Origin of the sequence: Streptomyces sp. NPDC096323 (assembly GCF_040302845.1) — a bacterium.
In the GTDB taxonomy this organism is placed as follows: Bacteria; Actinomycetota; Actinomycetes; order Streptomycetales; family Streptomycetaceae; genus Streptomyces.
This window is the reverse complement of record NZ_JBEOSI010000005.1, coordinates 97302-110977: the sequence shown is the minus strand read 5'-3', so window position 1 is coordinate 110977 and position 13676 is coordinate 97302. Positions and strand designations below refer to the sequence as shown.

Here is a 13676-nt window from a genome sequence, read left to right as displayed (position 1 = left end):
CGCCCCCGCAAAGGCGCCGGGCGGGCGTCAGATCCGGTCCAGGACCCGCGCCAGCAGCGAGCCCATCCGGGTCGCCGAGTCGCGGCCCGCCTGCAGGACCTCTTCGTGGTTCAGCGGCTCACCGCTCAGGCCGGCCGCCAGGTTCGTCACCAGGGAGATGCCCAGCACCTCCGCACCCGCCTCGCGGGCCGCGATGGCCTCCAGCACGGTGGACATGCCGACGAGGTCGCCGCCCATCACGCGGACCATGTTGATCTCGGCCGGGGTCTCGTAGTGCGGGCCGGGGAACTGCACGTACACGCCCTCTTCGAGGGTCTCGTCGATCTCCTTGCACAGCGCCCGCAGCCGCGGGGAGTACAAGTCGGTCAGGTCGACGAAGTTGGCGCCGATGATCGGCGACGCCGCCGTGAGGTTGATGTGGTCGCTGATCAGGACCGGCTGTCCGGGGCGCATGCCCTCGCGCAGACCGCCGCAGCCGTTCGTCAGCACGACGGTCTTGCAGCCCGCGGCGACGGCGGTGCGCACCCCGTGCGACACGGCGGCCACGCCGCGGCCCTCGTAGAAGTGCGTACGGCCCAGGAAGACCAGGACGCGCTTGCCGCCGATGCGGTACGAGCGGATCGTGCCGCCGTGGCCCTCGACGGCGGGGGCGGGGAAACCGGGGAGGTCCGTCACCGGGAACTCGGCCTCCGGAGTGCCCAGCGCATCGCCGGCGGGCGCCCAGCCGGAGCCCATCACGAGGGCGACGTCGTGGGTCTCGGCACCGGTCAGCTCGCGCAGGCGGGCGGCGGCGTCGGCGGCGGCGACGTGCGGGTCGCCCTGGATGTGGTCCGGAATAACTGATGCGTTCACGCCGATGAGCGTAACCGCAGAATCCCTACGCGCGTAGATGCTCCCGTACAGAGTCTTCTCGCGTTCGTTCGTGCGTTCGTACAGCCAAGCCGTCGGGATCTTGGAAAACCGCAGATCAGAGCGGGTCGGGGCGGGTCGGAGCGGGCTTGCGGCGCTCAGCAGGGGCGCTTGCGGAGTTCCATCACATAATCGTGCGGCGCACCCGCGGAATCGGCCGCGTCGGCCACCTCGCCCAGGTACCGGGCCGAAGGCAGTCCGCCCTCGTACCCGTTGAGTACGTACATCCAGGCCGGCTCCTCGCCGTCCAGCGTGTGCACCCGGACCCGCATGCGGCGGTAGATGTCGAGGCCCACGCCCTCCCAGCGGTCCATGGAGTCCTCGTCCATCGGCGCCAGGTCGTACAGCGCCACGAAGACCTGGGAGCGGGGCGCCTCGACCACCGTGGCCAGCGCGCCCTCCCAGCCCATCTGCTCGCCGCCGAACGTCAGCCGCCAGCCGTTCAGCCAGCCGGTGCCGCGCAGCGGGGAGTGCGGTGCGCGGCGCGTCATCAGCCGCGCGTCGAGGTTGCCGGCGTACGCGGCGTAGAGCGACATGAGATCGAGGGTACGGGAGGTGGTGGCGGGAGCGTCGATTCCTGAGAGGAACAACCGGGGGAACAATCCGGTCATGGTGCCCGGATTCACGGGCGGCCACCCTTGTGCGGGGCGCCCCTGCGCACGTATGGAGGGCCCCGGGGCGAAGCACCTTGGCGCGTGCGGGACAATGAAGTACGTACTGCATTCCCCCGGGGCGGCTCCCCGGACCCCCGGCCGGGGCAGCAGACGGCCGCGGGACGAGAAACGCGAGGCGGACTTTTCGTGACCCGGATCGTGATCATCGGCGGCGGACCCGGCGGGTACGAGGCGGCATTGGTGGGCGCCCAGCTCGGCGCGGAGGTGACCGTCGTCGACTGCGACGGCCTCGGCGGCGCGTCCGTGCTCACCGACTGCGTGCCCTCCAAGACCCTGATCGCGACGGCGGAGGTGATGACCACCTTCGACTCCTCGTACGAGGAGCTCGGCATCATCGTCGCGGACGACACGCCGCACATCGAGCAGGCGGCGCGTGTGGTCGGCGTCGACCTGGGCAAGGTCAACCGGCGGGTGAAGCGCCTGGCGCTCGCCCAGTCCCACGACATCACCGCCTCCGTCACCCGTGCGGGTGCCAGGGTGATGCGCGGGCGCGGCCGTCTGGAGGGCCTCCAGGCCGCCGACGGCTCCCGCCAGGTCGTCGTCACCGCGGCCGACGGCACGGCGGAGACGCTCACCGCCGACGCCGTGCTGATCGCCACTGGCGGTCACCCCCGGGAGATCCCGGACGCCCTCCCCGACGGCGAGCGGATCCTGAACTGGACCCAGGTCTACGACCTCGACGAGCTCCCCGAGGAGCTCATCGTCGTCGGCTCCGGTGTCACCGGCGCCGAGTTCGCCGGCGCCTACCAGGCCCTCGGCTCCCGCGTCACGCTCGTCTCCTCCCGGGACCGCGTGCTGCCGGGCGAGGACCCGGACGCGGCGGCCGTCCTGGAGGACGTCTTCCGCCGCCGCGGCATGAACGTGATGGCCCGCTCCCGCGCCCAGTCCGCCAAGCGGGTCGGCGACCGGGTCGAGGTGACCCTCGCCGACGGCCGGGTCATCACCGGCTCGCACTGCCTGATGGCGGTCGGCGCGATCCCGAACAGCGCGGGCATGGGCCTGGAGGAGGCCGGGGTCCGGCTCAAGGACTCGGGCCACATCTGGACCGACAAGGTCTCCCGCACCAGCGCGCCGGGCGTCTACGCGGCCGGTGACGTCACCGGGATCTTCGCGCTCGCCTCGGTCGCCGCCATGCAGGGCCGGATCGCGATGTACCACTTCCTCGGTGACGCGGTCGCCCCGCTGAACCTGAAGACGGTCTCCTCGAACGTCTTCACCGACCCCGAGATCGCCACGGTCGGCTACAGCCAGGCCGACGTCGACGCCGGCAAGATCGAGGCACGCGTCGTCAAGCTCCCGCTGCTGCGCAACCCGCGCGCCAAGATGCAGGGCATCCGGGACGGCTTCGTCAAGATCTTCTGCCGGCCCGGCACCGGCATCGTGGTCGGCGGCTGTGTCGTCGCGCCGAAGGCGAGCGAGCTGATCCACCCCATCTCGATCGCGGTCGACAACAATCTGACCGTGGAACAGATCGCAAAGGCCTTCACTGTGTACCCGTCCCTGTCGGGATCGATCGCGGAAGTGGCCCGTCAGTTGCACAGCCGCAAGACCGCGGGCGAGGGGTAGCCGTCCCGGGGAAACCGGCATTACGCGGCAACCCCCGGCAACTCAGGCGGCCCTCCTGCCGCCGTTCGATCAGTACGGAACAACAACGGGGCCGCCTATACCACTTGGCGGCCCCTTGTGTGTACAACTTCTGTTATTCGGCGCAAACAGCTGAAAACGTGCGTGCGGTGACGTTACTGTCAGTTCTGTGTTCGCTGCAGAACGTCGTCAGTTGATCCTCGAAATGGTGCGTGCCAACGGGGCGGTATCGCTCCGTGAGCTCGCCCGCGTCGTCCAGACCTCCGAAGTGACCGTACGGCGGGACGTGCGGGCACTGGAGGCAGAAGGACTCCTCGACCGCCGGCACGGCGGTGCGGTTTTGCCGGGCGGTTTTACGCGGGAGTCCGGCTTTCCGCAGAAATCCCATCTCGCCACCGCGGAGAAAACGGCCATCGCCGACCTGGCCGCCGGTCTCGTCGAAGAGGGCGAGGCCATCGTGGTCGGCGCCGGTACGACCACGCAGGAGCTGGCCCGCCGGCTCGCGCGGGTCCCCGGCCTGACCGTGGTCACCAACTCGCTGCTGGTCGCCCAGGCGTTGGCCCATGCCAACCGGGTGGAAGTGGTGATGACCGGGGGCACCCTGCGCGGTTCCAACTACGCCCTCGTGGGCAGTGGTGCCGAGCAGTCGCTCCAGGGCCTCCGGGTCTCGCGCGCCTTCCTGTCCGGGAGCGGGCTCACCGCCGAACGCGGGCTCTCCACGTCCAACATGCTCTCCGCGAGCGTGGACCGGGCGCTGGTGCAGGCCGCGGGGGAGGTGGTGGTCCTCGCCGACCACACCAAGCTCGGCTCCGACACCATGTTCCAGACCGTGCCGACGGATCTCATCACCCGTCTGGTGACGGACGAACCGGCCGCGCACGACGACCGGGCGGCCGCGGAGCTGCAGGCCCTGGCGGACCAGGGCGTGCAGATCGCGGTGGCGGGTGCGGGAGGTGGGCCCGCCTCGGCCGATGCCGGGCCGCCGGGCCGGTCCGCCCGTCGCGACATGCCCCTGCCGGGGCAGCGGCGCACGCACGCGCAGCCGTTGCGGGGGGCTTCGGTGCTGGCCGAGCAGGGGGGCCAGGGGGAGCGGGCTCGGGTGGCGGACCTGCGGCGGCGGTAGCGGGCGCGCCGGCCGCAGGGCTCAGGCCCCGCAGCTCAGCCCCCGTACCGTCAGCGTCAGCAGCCGGTCCGCCAGTTCCGGATCGTCCGGGAACTGCTCGGCGGCCAGTGCGATCGCGTTCGTCAGCTGCATCAGGTCGCCTATGGACACCTCGGCCCGCACCGCCCCGCTCGCCTGCGCCCGGGCCAGTAGCGCCGAACCGGCCTCGCGCAACGGCACGTTGCACGGGGACAGGGCCGAGGTCTCGTCCCGGCACGTCGACATGAGTGCCTGGGCAAGCCCCCGGTACTCACCCGCATGAGTGATGAGCGCGCCCAGCCACTCCACCAGGCCGGTGCACGGCTGCTCCACCTCCGCCAGTTCGCGGGAGCGGGTGATCAGGGAGGCCACCGCCTCCTGGAAGACCGCGCTCATCAGCGCGTGCCGGGTCGGGAAGTGCCGGTACAGCGTGCCGATGCCCACGCCGGCCCGTCGTGCGACGTCCTCCAGGGAGGCGTCGGTGCCGTGCTCGGCGAAGGAGTCGCGGGCCTCGGCCAGCAGCCGGTCGTAGTTGCGGCGCGCGTCGGCGCGCATGGGCCGGTCCGGCGCGCGGGCCGGTGTCCCTGCCGTACTCATCGCCATCGCGCAGTCCTCCCTGTGTCCGCCCCGGGGTCCAGGATGCCATCGCGCAACCGGAGGTGCCCTCCGTAACGCTGGACGGCCCGAGCCGCACCCCCGCAATGACCGGCGCCCCGCTCACGTCCGTGACGTGAGCGGGGCGCCGGTGGAACAGATGCGACGGATGCCGCGGATCAGTCCTTGATCTCGCAGATGACGGCGCCGGAGGAGACCGAGGTGCCGACCTCGGCGGCGAGGCTCTTGATGGTGCCGGCGCGGTGCGCGTTGAGGGGCTGCTCCATCTTCATGGCCTCCAGGACGACGATCAGGTCGCCCTCCTTGACCTCCTGGCCTTCCTCGACGGCGATCTTCACGATGGTGCCCTGCATCGGGGAGGCGAGGGTGTCGCCCGAGGCCGCCGAGCCGGACTTCTTGGCCGCGCGGCGCTTGGGCCTGGCGCCCGCCGCGAGCCCCGTGCGGGCCAGGCTCATGCCGAGCGAGGAGGGCAGTGAGACCTCGAGACGCTTGCCGCCGACCTCGACGACGACCGTCTCGCGGCCGGACTCCTCGTCCGTCTCCGTGTCGGCCGGAGCGGCGAACGGCTTGATCTCGTTGACGAATTCCGTCTCGATCCAGCGGGTGTGGATACGGAACGGGTCACTGGTGAACGCCGGGTCGGCGACGACCGCGCGGTGGAAGGGGATGGCGGTGGCCATGCCCTCGACGTTGAACTCGGCCAGGGCGCGGGCCGCGCGCTGGAGCGCCTGTGCGCGCGTCGCGCCGGTCACGATCAGCTTGGCGAGCAGGGAGTCCCAGGCGGGGCCGATGACCGAGCCGGACTCCACGCCCGCGTCGAGGCGGACGCCGGGGCCGGTGGGCGGGGCGAAGAGGGTGACGGTGCCGGGGGCGGGCAGGAAGCCGCGGCCCGGGTCCTCGCCGTTGATCCGGAACTCGAAGGAGTGGCCCCGCATCTCCGGGTCGCCGTAGCCGAGCTCCTCGCCGTCGGCGATGCGGAACATCTCGCGTACGAGGTCGATGCCGGTGACCTCCTCGGTCACCGGGTGCTCCACCTGGAGGCGGGTGTTGACCTCGAGGAAGGAGATCGTGCCGTCCGTGCCGACCAGGAATTCGACCGTGCCGGCGCCGACGTAGCCGGCTTCCTTCAGGATCGCCTTGGACGCCGCGTACAGCTCCGCGTTCTGCGCGTCGGACAGGAAGGGGGCCGGGGCCTCCTCGACCAGCTTCTGGTGGCGGCGCTGCAGCGAGCAGTCACGGGTGGAGACGACGACGACGTTGCCGTGGGTGTCGGCCAGGCACTGGGTCTCCACGTGGCGCGGCTTGTCGAGGTAGCGCTCCACGAAGCACTCCCCGCGCCCGAACGCGGCGACGGCCTCGCGGACCGCGGAGTCGTACAGCTCCGGGATCTCCTCCAGCGTGCGCGCGACCTTGAGCCCGCGCCCGCCACCGCCGAACGCGGCCTTGATCGCGATCGGCAGCCCGTGCTCCTTCGCGAAGGCGACGACCTCGGCGGAACCCTCGACCGGGTCGGGGGTCCCCGCCACGAGCGGGGCGCCTGCGCGCTGGGCGATGTGACGGGCGGCGACCTTGTCACCGAGGTCCCGGATCGCCTGCGGCGGCGGGCCGATCCACGTGAGACCGGCGTCCAGCACGGCCTGGGCGAACTCGGCGTTCTCCGACAGGAAGCCGTAACCCGGGTGGATCGCGTCCGCCCCCGAGTCCTTGGCCGCCTGGAGCACCTTGGCCATGTCCAGATAGCTGGCGGCCGGGGTGTCACCGCCCAGGGCGAATGCCTCGTCGGCCGCACGCACATGCAGAGCGTCGCGGTCCGGGTCTGCGTAGACGGCCACGCTCCCGATTCCCGCGTCCCGGCAAGCTCGGGCAACACGGACAGCAATTTCGCCACGGTTGGCGATGAGCACCTTGCGCACGATGGCTCCCTCCTTGAAACAAGCTGAGTTTAGGGACAACCGACACGGCCTAACGACCCGTCCCCACTCGTGAGCTTGCCCACACGGAGTGTGATTCGAGGCATTCTCGAGTCGCGAAATCCCTTGTGGCACCACGGTACGCCGGGGACCATGACCGCACAGTAGCCACGAGGTGTGGTCCAGGTCTCTGTCGGCACGGGCAGCGACCCCCCGTGATTCTTTGTCGGCTTCCTACTAAGCGACGCGAGATTCTTTGCGCGGCACACCCGGGCGTGCACAACAGGAGTGCGACGCCGCGGCGTCCGGGATGTGAAGGGGCCGCCCAACCCCTTGTCGTGGGCATTACCCGTTAGTAGGGTCCGCGCTATCGCAGATACTGCAGGTAACAGGGGGTGAGCTCCATGGTCCGCAGACCGGTGGCCTTCATAGCCGCGCTCGTGCTGTTCGCGGAGGCCGTGGGCATCGTGATCGTCAACGTGGTCCTCGGGACGGTCGTGAAGAACCAGGACATGTCCCTGGCGGGCACGGACCCCGATGTCATGTCCAAGGGCACCTGGGCGCTGGGCGCCGTCTCGGGACTCTTCCTGGTGCTGTGCGGCGTGCTGCTCCTGCTGGCCGGCATCCGCGACCGGGCCCCGGGGCGCGTCGCCCGGATCGTGCTCATCGGCTGCGCGGTCGTCCACGGGGTCCTGGGCGCGCTGACGGTCGGCCTGGTGGGCTGGCCGGCGTTCGCCTTCATGATGGTGGTGCTCGGCCTGATCGTGCTGACCCTGGTGGCGTACGGGCCCGGCGACGAGGAACCGGCCACCGGTGCCGAGCCCGAGCAGCCGGCGGCCCCCGCCCCCGCCTGAACGGGTCCCTCAGACCCAGAGGTCGGTGACCTGGATCCCGAGCTCGCCCAGCAGCCGCCGCAGCAACGGCAGCGAGAGCCCGATGACATTGCCCGGGTCCCCGTCGATGGAGTCCACGAACGGCGCGGAACGCCCGTCGAGGGTGAAGGCCCCCGCCACGTGCAGCGGCTCGCCGGAGGCCACGTAGGCGGCGACCTCGGCGTCCGAGGGCTCACCGAAGCGGACCGTCGTCGACGCGGTCGCGGCGGCGGTGCGCCCGCTCGCGGTGTCGATCACGCTGTGGCCGGTCCGCAGGACCCCGGAGCGGCCGCGCATGGACTTCCAGCGGGCCGTGGCCTCCTCGGCGTCGGCCGGCTTGCCGAGCGCCTCGCCGTCCAGTTCCAGTACGGAGTCGCAGCCGATGACCAGCGCCCCGGCGGCCTCCGGACGGGCGGCCACGGCGGCGGCCTTGGCCCGGGCCAGGACCAGCGCGAGCTCGGCCGGTGTCGGCGCGCTCAGCGCGTCCTCGTCGACCCCGCTGACGATCACCTCGGGCGCGAAGCCCGCTTGGCGCAGAAGGCCGAGGCGGGCGGGTGATTGTGAGGCGAGCACGAGGCGGCGGGGCGCGGGATCAGTCATGCGGGCCATCGTACAAATCGGCCGCCTGCGCGGTGCGCCGCCCTTGGCGCGGCTCGGCAGGTCAGTGGATTCCCAGGACGAACATCGCGACCACCATGGCCAGCGCGAGCACCAGACCGGCGCGCCGCAGCATCTCCTGGGCGTCGCGCAGTTCCTTCGGCGGCTCGTTCTCGGGGTCGGACCACAACATGATCCGATCCTGCCGCGCGAGCCGTGGCGGCGCCTGAGTACGCGTACTCAACCGCCGCCACACGCGCCCCTAAGCGGGCCAGTACGTACGTGCCCAGGCGCGCGGTCCCGGCAGGTGGCCGGCGCGCCGGGCCAGCCCGGCCGGGTCGGACCACTGCGCGGGCAGCTCCGGCGCGCCGGACGGCTCGGCGGACACCGCCGCGGCGCGCGCCCGGACCACCGCCAGTGCGGCGGCCAGCTCCTCAGGGGTCGGGTTGCCCCGTACGACCTTGATCATGGCCAGGACCCTTTCTAGAGGGGGATGTTGCCGTGCTTCTTCGGGGGCAGGGACTCCCGCTTGGTGCGGAGCTGCCGCAGCCCCTTCACCACATGGGCCCGGGTCTCCGACGGCATGATCACCGCGTCGACGTAGCCGCGCTCGGCCGCGACGTACGGGTTGAGGAGCGCGTCCTCGTAGTCCGCGATCAGTTCGGCGCGGGTCGCCTCCTGGTCCTCCGCGGCGGCGATCGTGCGGCGGTGCAGGATGTTGACGGCGCCCTGCGCGCCCATGACCGCGATCTGCGCGGTCGGCCAGGCGACGTTGATGTCGGCGCCCAGGTGCTTGGAGCCCATGACGTCGTACGCGCCGCCGAACGCCTTGCGGGTGATCACCGTGATCAGCGGGACGGTCGCCTCCGCGTACGCGTAGATCAGCTTGGCGCCGCGGCGGATGATGCCGCCGTACTCCTGGTCGACGCCCGGCAGGAAGCCCGGGACGTCGACGAACGTCAGCACCGGCACGTTGAAGGCGTCGCACGTGCGGACGAACCGCGCGGCCTTCTCGCTCGCGTTGATGTCCAGGCAACCGGCGAACTGCATCGGCTGGTTGGCGACGACGCCGACCGGATACCCCTCCACCCGGCCGAAGCCGGTGAGGATGTTCGGCGCGAACAGGGCCTGGGTCTCCAGGAATTCGCCGTCGTCCAGCACGTGCTCGATCGCGGTGTGCATGTCGTACGGCTGGTTCGCCGAGTCCGGGATGAGCGTGTCCAGCTCGCGGTCCTCGTCGCTGACCGCCAGGTCAGCCTCCTCCGGGAAGGCCGGGGCCTCGGAGAGGTTGTTCGACGGCAGGTACGACAGCAGCGACTTGACGTACTCGATGGCGTCCTTCTCGTCACCCGCCATGTGGTGCGCCACACCCGAGGTGGTGTTGTGCGTACGGGCGCCGCCCAGCTCCTCGAAGCCGACGTCCTCGCCGGTGACCGTCTTGATGACGTCGGGTCCGGTGATGAACATGTGCGAGGTCTGGTCGACCATGACGGTGAAGTCGGTGATCGCGGGGGAGTAGACCGCGCCGCCGGCGCACGGGCCGACGATCAGGGAGATCTGCGGGATCACACCCGAGGCGTGCACGTTGCGGCGGAAGATCTCCGCGAAGAGGCCCAGTGCCGCGACACCCTCCTGGATGCGGGCGCCGCCGCCGTCGTTGATGCCGATGACCGGACAGCCGGTCTTCAGCGCGAAGTCCATCACCTTGACGATCTTCTCACCGTAGACCTCGCCGAGCGAGCCGCCGAAGATGGTGAAGTCCTGCGAGTACACGCAGACGGGGCGGCCGTCGACCGTGCCGTACCCGGTGACGACGCCGTCTCCGTACGGCCGGTTCTTCTCGATGCCGAAGTTCGTCGACCGGTGCCGGGCGAATTCGTCCAGCTCCACGAAGGAACCCTCGTCGAGCAGGAGACCGACGCGCTCGCGCGCGGTCAGCTTGCCCTTCGCGTGCTGCTTTTCCACCGCGCGCGCGGACCCGGCGTGGGTCGCCTCGTCGATGCGGCGCTGCAGGTCCGCGAGCTTGCCCGCGGTGGTGTGGATGTCGGTCTCTTCCGGCTCGGACATCGGGTGGCGGCTCCCTGCCTGGTCACGGGGACGACGGTGCTGCTGGTCAGCGGACGGAACGGCTGACGGCCCGCACTGCGTACGGCTACTGATCCGTAGCGTATCGGCGCCGATACCGTTCGGCAGTGCGTCGTTTGACACACCTAGGGTGGCTTGCATGACACCCTCGGATGCGCCACAGAGCCGTTGGTCGGACCTGGACCGGCCGCCCCTGAACGTTCCCGCGCTGCGCCGCGGACTGCTGCTGCCGGGCGGGCTGTGGAGCGCCCTCGACGTCGTCGACAGCACCGGTTCCACCAACTCCGACCTCGCCGGGCGCGCGGCCTCCCTGGCCGAGGGCGCCGTCCTGGTCGCGGAGGAGCAGACCGCCGGCCGGGGACGCCTGGACCGCACCTGGACCGCCCCGGCCCGCTCGGGCCTGTTCTTCTCCGTCTACCTGACGCCGGGGGCCGTCCCGGTGCAGCGGTGGGGCTGGCTGCCGCTCCTGGCCGGAGTCGCCGCGGCGACCGGCCTGGCACGGTCGGCGGGCGTCGACACGTCACTGAAATGGCCCAACGACCTGCTGGTCACGGTCGAAGGACAGGAGCGCAAGACGGGCGGCATCCTCGCCGAGCGGGCCGGCGACGGCGTCGTCATCGGCATCGGCCTCAACGTCTCCCTGCGGGCCGACGAACTGCCCGCCCCCACCGCCGCCTCGCTCGCCCTCGCCGGAGCGGTCTCCACCGACCGCGAGACGCTGCTGCGGGGCGTACTGCGCTCCCTGGAGCAGTGGTACGGGCAGTGGAAGGCGGCCGACGGCGACGCGGCCGCCAGCGGACTCCAGGAGGCGTACGCGGCGGGCTGCGCGACGCTCGGCCGGACCGTACGGGCCCAGCTGCCCGGCGATCGCACGCTCACCGGCGAGGCGGTGGCGATCGACGGCGACGGCCGGCTGGTCCTGTCCTCGGACGACGGCCTGCGGGAACCGGTCTCGGCGGGCGACATCGTGCACCTGCGCGGCGCGGAGGGTGGACTGACGTGACTGGCGCGCAACCCGGCCCGCCCGTCCGGTAACGGCTCCACGACGTGAGGTAGGGCACACCTGCCGTATCGTTGAGGCGATCCACCGACAGATCGGCAGGGCAGTGCGCAGGGAACGGGCAGGAGGCGGCTGGTGACCGTCGACGACACGACCTCCGGAGCGGGCGACGAGCCCTCGCCGGACTCCTCGGTCCACGCGACACCGCATCACGAAGTCGACCACACGGCCGAGCCGACCGACGATCCCCTCGCGATCCGGCTGGAACAGCTGATCCTGGGCGCGGACCGGCGCTACACGCCGTTCCAGGCCGCCCGGACCGCAGGGGTCTCCATGGACCTGGCGTCCCGGTTCTGGCGGGCCATGGGATTCGCCGACATCGGCCAGGCCAAGGCGCTGACCGAGGCCGACGTCCTCGCGCTGCGGCGGCTGTCCGGCCTGGTCGAGGCCGGGCTGCTCAGCGAGCCGATGGCCATCCAGGTGGCCCGGTCGACCGGGCAGACCACCGCCCGGCTGGCCGAATGGCAGATCGATTCCTTCCTGGAGGGCCTCACCGAGCCGCCCGAGCCGGGAATGACCCGCACCGAGGTCACGTACCCCCTGATCGAGCTGCTCCTGCCCGAGCTGGAGGAGTTCCTGGTGTACGTGTGGCGGCGCCAGCTCGCCGCCGCCACGGGCCGGGTCGTGCAGGCCGCGGACGACGAGGAGATGGTCGACCGGCGCCTCGCCGTCGGCTTCGCCGACCTCGTCGGATTCACCCGGCTGACCCGGCGCCTGGAGGAGGAGGAACTCGGCGAACTCGTCGAGTCCTTCGAGACCACCTGCGCCGACCTGGTCGCCGCGCACGGCGGCCGGCTCATCAAGACCCTCGGCGACGAGGTGCTCTTCGCCGCCGACGACGCGCGCACCGCGTCCGAGATCTCGCTGCGCCTCATCGAGGCGATGGCCCTCGACGAGACGATGCCGGCGCTGCGCGTCGGCATCGCGTTCGGCACCGTCACCACCCGGATGGGCGATGTCTTCGGCACCACGGTGAACCTCGCCAGCCGGCTCACCTCGATAGCTCCGAAGGACGCCGTCCTGGTGGACGGGGCGTTCGCCGAGGAGCTGACCCGTACCGGCGACGCCCCGGTTTCCGAGGCCCGGGCCGCGGAGGAGGCGGCGGCCGCCGCCGAGCGGGCCGCGAAGGAGGGCGCGGACGGCGGGGAGCCGGCTCCCGCACCCAAATACCGCTACGGGCTCCAGCCGATGTGGCAGCGCCCGGTGCGTGGCCTCGGCATCGTCGAACCGTGGCTGCTGGCCCGCCGCGGCACGTCCTGACGGCTTCCTCGGCTCTGCTGCCGCGCCCTGTCCGGCACGTCCTGACCCGCGCCTGACCTCCCGCCCCGGGAGAGCTCTAGGATCCCTCCGGTAACGCTCGTTAACTCGTTGACCGACAGGGGTGCATTCATGACCGTCACGTCCGAGCAGCGGTTCGGGGAATTCGTCGTCGTACGGGGCCACGAGGGCCTGGAGCATGTGGCCGAGCTGGTCCTCGACCGGCCGAAGGCCATGAACGCCGTGTCCACGGACATGGCCCGGTCCATCGGCGCCGCCTGTGCCGCGCTCGCCGCCGACCCGGACGTCCGGGTCACCGTGCTCACCTCCAGCCACGAGCGGGCCTTCTGCGTGGGCGCGGACCTCAAGGAGCGCAACTCCTTCACCGACGCCGACCTGGTGCGCCAGCGGCCCACCGCACGCGCCGCCTACACCGGGGTGCTCGAACTGCCGATGCCGACGATCGCCGCGGTGCACGGCTTCGCGCTCGGCGGCGGGTTCGAGCTGGCCCTGTCCTGCGATCTGATCGTCGCCGACGCGACCGCCCTGGTGGGGCTGCCCGAGGTGTCCGTCGGGGTCATCCCGGGCGGTGGCGGCACCCAGCTGCTCCCGCGCCGGATCGGGGCGGCGCGCGCCGCCGAGCTGATCTTCACCGCCCGCCGGGTGGAGGCGGCCGAGGCGCGCGAGCTGGGTCTGGTCGACGAGCTGGTCGCGGAGGGTCAGGACCGGGCCGAGGCGCTCGCGCTCGCCGGCCGGATCGCGTCGAACTCGCCGGTGGGGCTGCGGGCGGCCAAGCGGGCGCTGCGGCTCGGCCACGGACTCGATCTGCGGGCGGGGCTGGAGGTCGAGGACGCGGCGTGGCGCTCGGTGGCCTTCTCGGGCGACCGTGCGGAGGGCGTGGCCGCGTTCAACGAGAAGCGGAAGGCGAACTGGCCCGGGGAATGACACCAGAGGTGACTCGCTGTGATCACT

14 protein-coding genes are annotated in these 13676 nt (G+C 71.6%); 6 read left to right on the top strand and 8 right to left on the bottom strand.

The genetic code is table 11. The annotated features are described in order from the left end of the window. Positions 1-27 precede the first annotated feature (27 nt). Together ABTX18_RS15285 and ABTX18_RS15280 are read right to left on the bottom strand one after the other, a co-directional pair. The gene (locus ABTX18_RS15285; RefSeq protein WP_352123206.1) at positions 28-852 is read right to left on the bottom strand and encodes a purine-nucleoside phosphorylase; all 825 of its coding nucleotides are present in this window, start codon (positions 850-852) and stop codon (positions 28-30) included. 155 nt (positions 853-1007) lie between these two features. Further along, positions 1008-1445, bottom strand: coding sequence for a gamma-glutamylcyclotransferase family protein (locus ABTX18_RS15280; RefSeq protein WP_136327705.1), 438 nt, complete (start codon positions 1443-1445; stop codon positions 1008-1010). Positions 1446-1709: 264 nt separating this feature from the next. Here ABTX18_RS15280 and ABTX18_RS15275 point away from each other — a divergent pair, with 264 nt between their 5' ends. Further along, complete coding sequence (locus tag ABTX18_RS15275; RefSeq protein WP_352123205.1) at positions 1710-3149, top strand: NAD(P)H-quinone dehydrogenase; 1440 nt, start codon at positions 1710-1712, stop codon at positions 3147-3149. A 187-nt stretch (positions 3150-3336) separates the two neighbouring features. Further along, positions 3337-4290: a DeoR/GlpR family DNA-binding transcription regulator gene (locus ABTX18_RS15270; RefSeq protein WP_352123204.1), complete on the top strand. Its 954-nt coding sequence runs from the start codon at positions 3337-3339 to the stop codon at positions 4288-4290. Between the two features lie 21 nt (positions 4291-4311). Here the strand turns inward: ABTX18_RS15270 and ABTX18_RS15265 are convergent, their stop codons facing one another. Together ABTX18_RS15265 and ABTX18_RS15260 are read right to left on the bottom strand one after the other, a co-directional pair. Continuing rightward, positions 4312-4911 (bottom strand): TetR/AcrR family transcriptional regulator, encoded by a 600-nt coding sequence (locus ABTX18_RS15265; RefSeq protein WP_352123203.1) that lies wholly within the window; start codon positions 4909-4911, stop codon positions 4312-4314. 170 nt (positions 4912-5081) lie between these two features. Next, positions 5082-6836, bottom strand: a complete 1755-nt coding sequence (locus ABTX18_RS15260; RefSeq protein WP_352123202.1) for an acetyl/propionyl/methylcrotonyl-CoA carboxylase subunit alpha — start codon at positions 6834-6836, stop codon at positions 5082-5084. 401 nt (positions 6837-7237) lie between these two features. Here ABTX18_RS15260 and ABTX18_RS15255 point away from each other — a divergent pair, with 401 nt between their 5' ends. Further along, a complete protein-coding gene (locus ABTX18_RS15255) occupies positions 7238-7687 on the top strand; it encodes a hypothetical protein (protein ID WP_352123201.1) in 450 nt (149 codons plus the stop codon). Between the two features lie 9 nt (positions 7688-7696). Here the strand turns inward: ABTX18_RS15255 and ABTX18_RS15250 are convergent, their stop codons facing one another. The 4 genes from ABTX18_RS15250 to ABTX18_RS15235 all read right to left on the bottom strand — a co-directional run bounded on the left by ABTX18_RS15250 (position 7697) and on the right by ABTX18_RS15235 (position 10369). After that, a complete protein-coding gene (locus ABTX18_RS15250; RefSeq protein ID WP_352123200.1) occupies positions 7697-8314 on the bottom strand; it encodes a nucleoside triphosphate pyrophosphatase in 618 nt (205 codons plus the stop codon). A 52-nt stretch (positions 8315-8366) separates the two neighbouring features. Then, a complete protein-coding gene (gene mmpB / locus ABTX18_RS15245) occupies positions 8367-8495 on the bottom strand; it encodes a morphogenic membrane protein MmpB (protein WP_352123199.1) in 129 nt (42 codons plus the stop codon). A gap of 69 nt (positions 8496-8564) precedes the next feature. Beyond that, positions 8565-8771: an acyl-CoA carboxylase epsilon subunit gene (locus ABTX18_RS15240; protein WP_352123198.1), complete on the bottom strand. Its 207-nt coding sequence runs from the start codon at positions 8769-8771 to the stop codon at positions 8565-8567. 14 nt (positions 8772-8785) lie between these two features. Continuing rightward, on the bottom strand, positions 8786-10369 hold the full coding sequence (locus ABTX18_RS15235; RefSeq protein WP_352123197.1) for an acyl-CoA carboxylase subunit beta: 1584 nt from the start codon (positions 10367-10369) through the stop codon (positions 8786-8788). A 157-nt stretch (positions 10370-10526) separates the two neighbouring features. Between ABTX18_RS15235 and ABTX18_RS15230 the strand changes: the two genes are divergently transcribed. The 3 genes from ABTX18_RS15230 (at position 10527) to ABTX18_RS15220 (ending at position 13649) form a co-directional block, all read left to right on the top strand. Then, positions 10527-11390 carry a biotin--[acetyl-CoA-carboxylase] ligase gene (locus tag ABTX18_RS15230; protein ID WP_352123196.1) on the top strand — a complete coding sequence of 288 codons (864 nt, stop codon included), beginning with the start codon at positions 10527-10529 and terminating at the stop codon, positions 11388-11390. 132 nt (positions 11391-11522) lie between these two features. Beyond that, on the top strand, positions 11523-12707 hold the full coding sequence (locus ABTX18_RS15225; RefSeq protein ID WP_352123195.1) for an adenylate/guanylate cyclase domain-containing protein: 1185 nt from the start codon (positions 11523-11525) through the stop codon (positions 12705-12707). 129 nt (positions 12708-12836) lie between these two features. After that, on the top strand, positions 12837-13649 hold the full coding sequence (locus tag ABTX18_RS15220) for an enoyl-CoA hydratase/isomerase family protein (RefSeq protein ID WP_352123194.1): 813 nt from the start codon (positions 12837-12839) through the stop codon (positions 13647-13649). The last annotated feature ends 27 nt before the right edge of the window (positions 13650-13676 follow it).

Coding starts and splice junctions, on each gene's coding strand:
- ABTX18_RS15255 (WP_352123201.1), top strand. CDS start 7,238: ATGGTCCGCAGACCGGTGGCCTTCATAGCCGCGCTCGTGCTGTTCGCG.
- ABTX18_RS15265 (WP_352123203.1), bottom strand. CDS start 4,911: ATGGCGATGAGTACGGCAGGGACACCGGCCCGCGCGCCGGACCGGCCC.
- ABTX18_RS15240 (WP_352123198.1), bottom strand. CDS start 8,771: ATGATCAAGGTCGTACGGGGCAACCCGACCCCTGAGGAGCTGGCCGCC.
- ABTX18_RS15235 (WP_352123197.1), bottom strand. CDS start 10,369: ATGTCCGAGCCGGAAGAGACCGACATCCACACCACCGCGGGCAAGCTC.
- ABTX18_RS15250 (WP_352123200.1), bottom strand. CDS start 8,314: ATGGCCCGCATGACTGATCCCGCGCCCCGCCGCCTCGTGCTCGCCTCA.
- ABTX18_RS15230 (WP_352123196.1), top strand. CDS start 10,527: ATGACACCCTCGGATGCGCCACAGAGCCGTTGGTCGGACCTGGACCGG.
- ABTX18_RS15220 (WP_352123194.1), top strand. CDS start 12,837: ATGACCGTCACGTCCGAGCAGCGGTTCGGGGAATTCGTCGTCGTACGG.
- ABTX18_RS15280 (WP_136327705.1), bottom strand. CDS start 1,445: ATGTCGCTCTACGCCGCGTACGCCGGCAACCTCGACGCGCGGCTGATG.
- mmpB (WP_352123199.1), bottom strand. CDS start 8,495: ATGTTGTGGTCCGACCCCGAGAACGAGCCGCCGAAGGAACTGCGCGAC.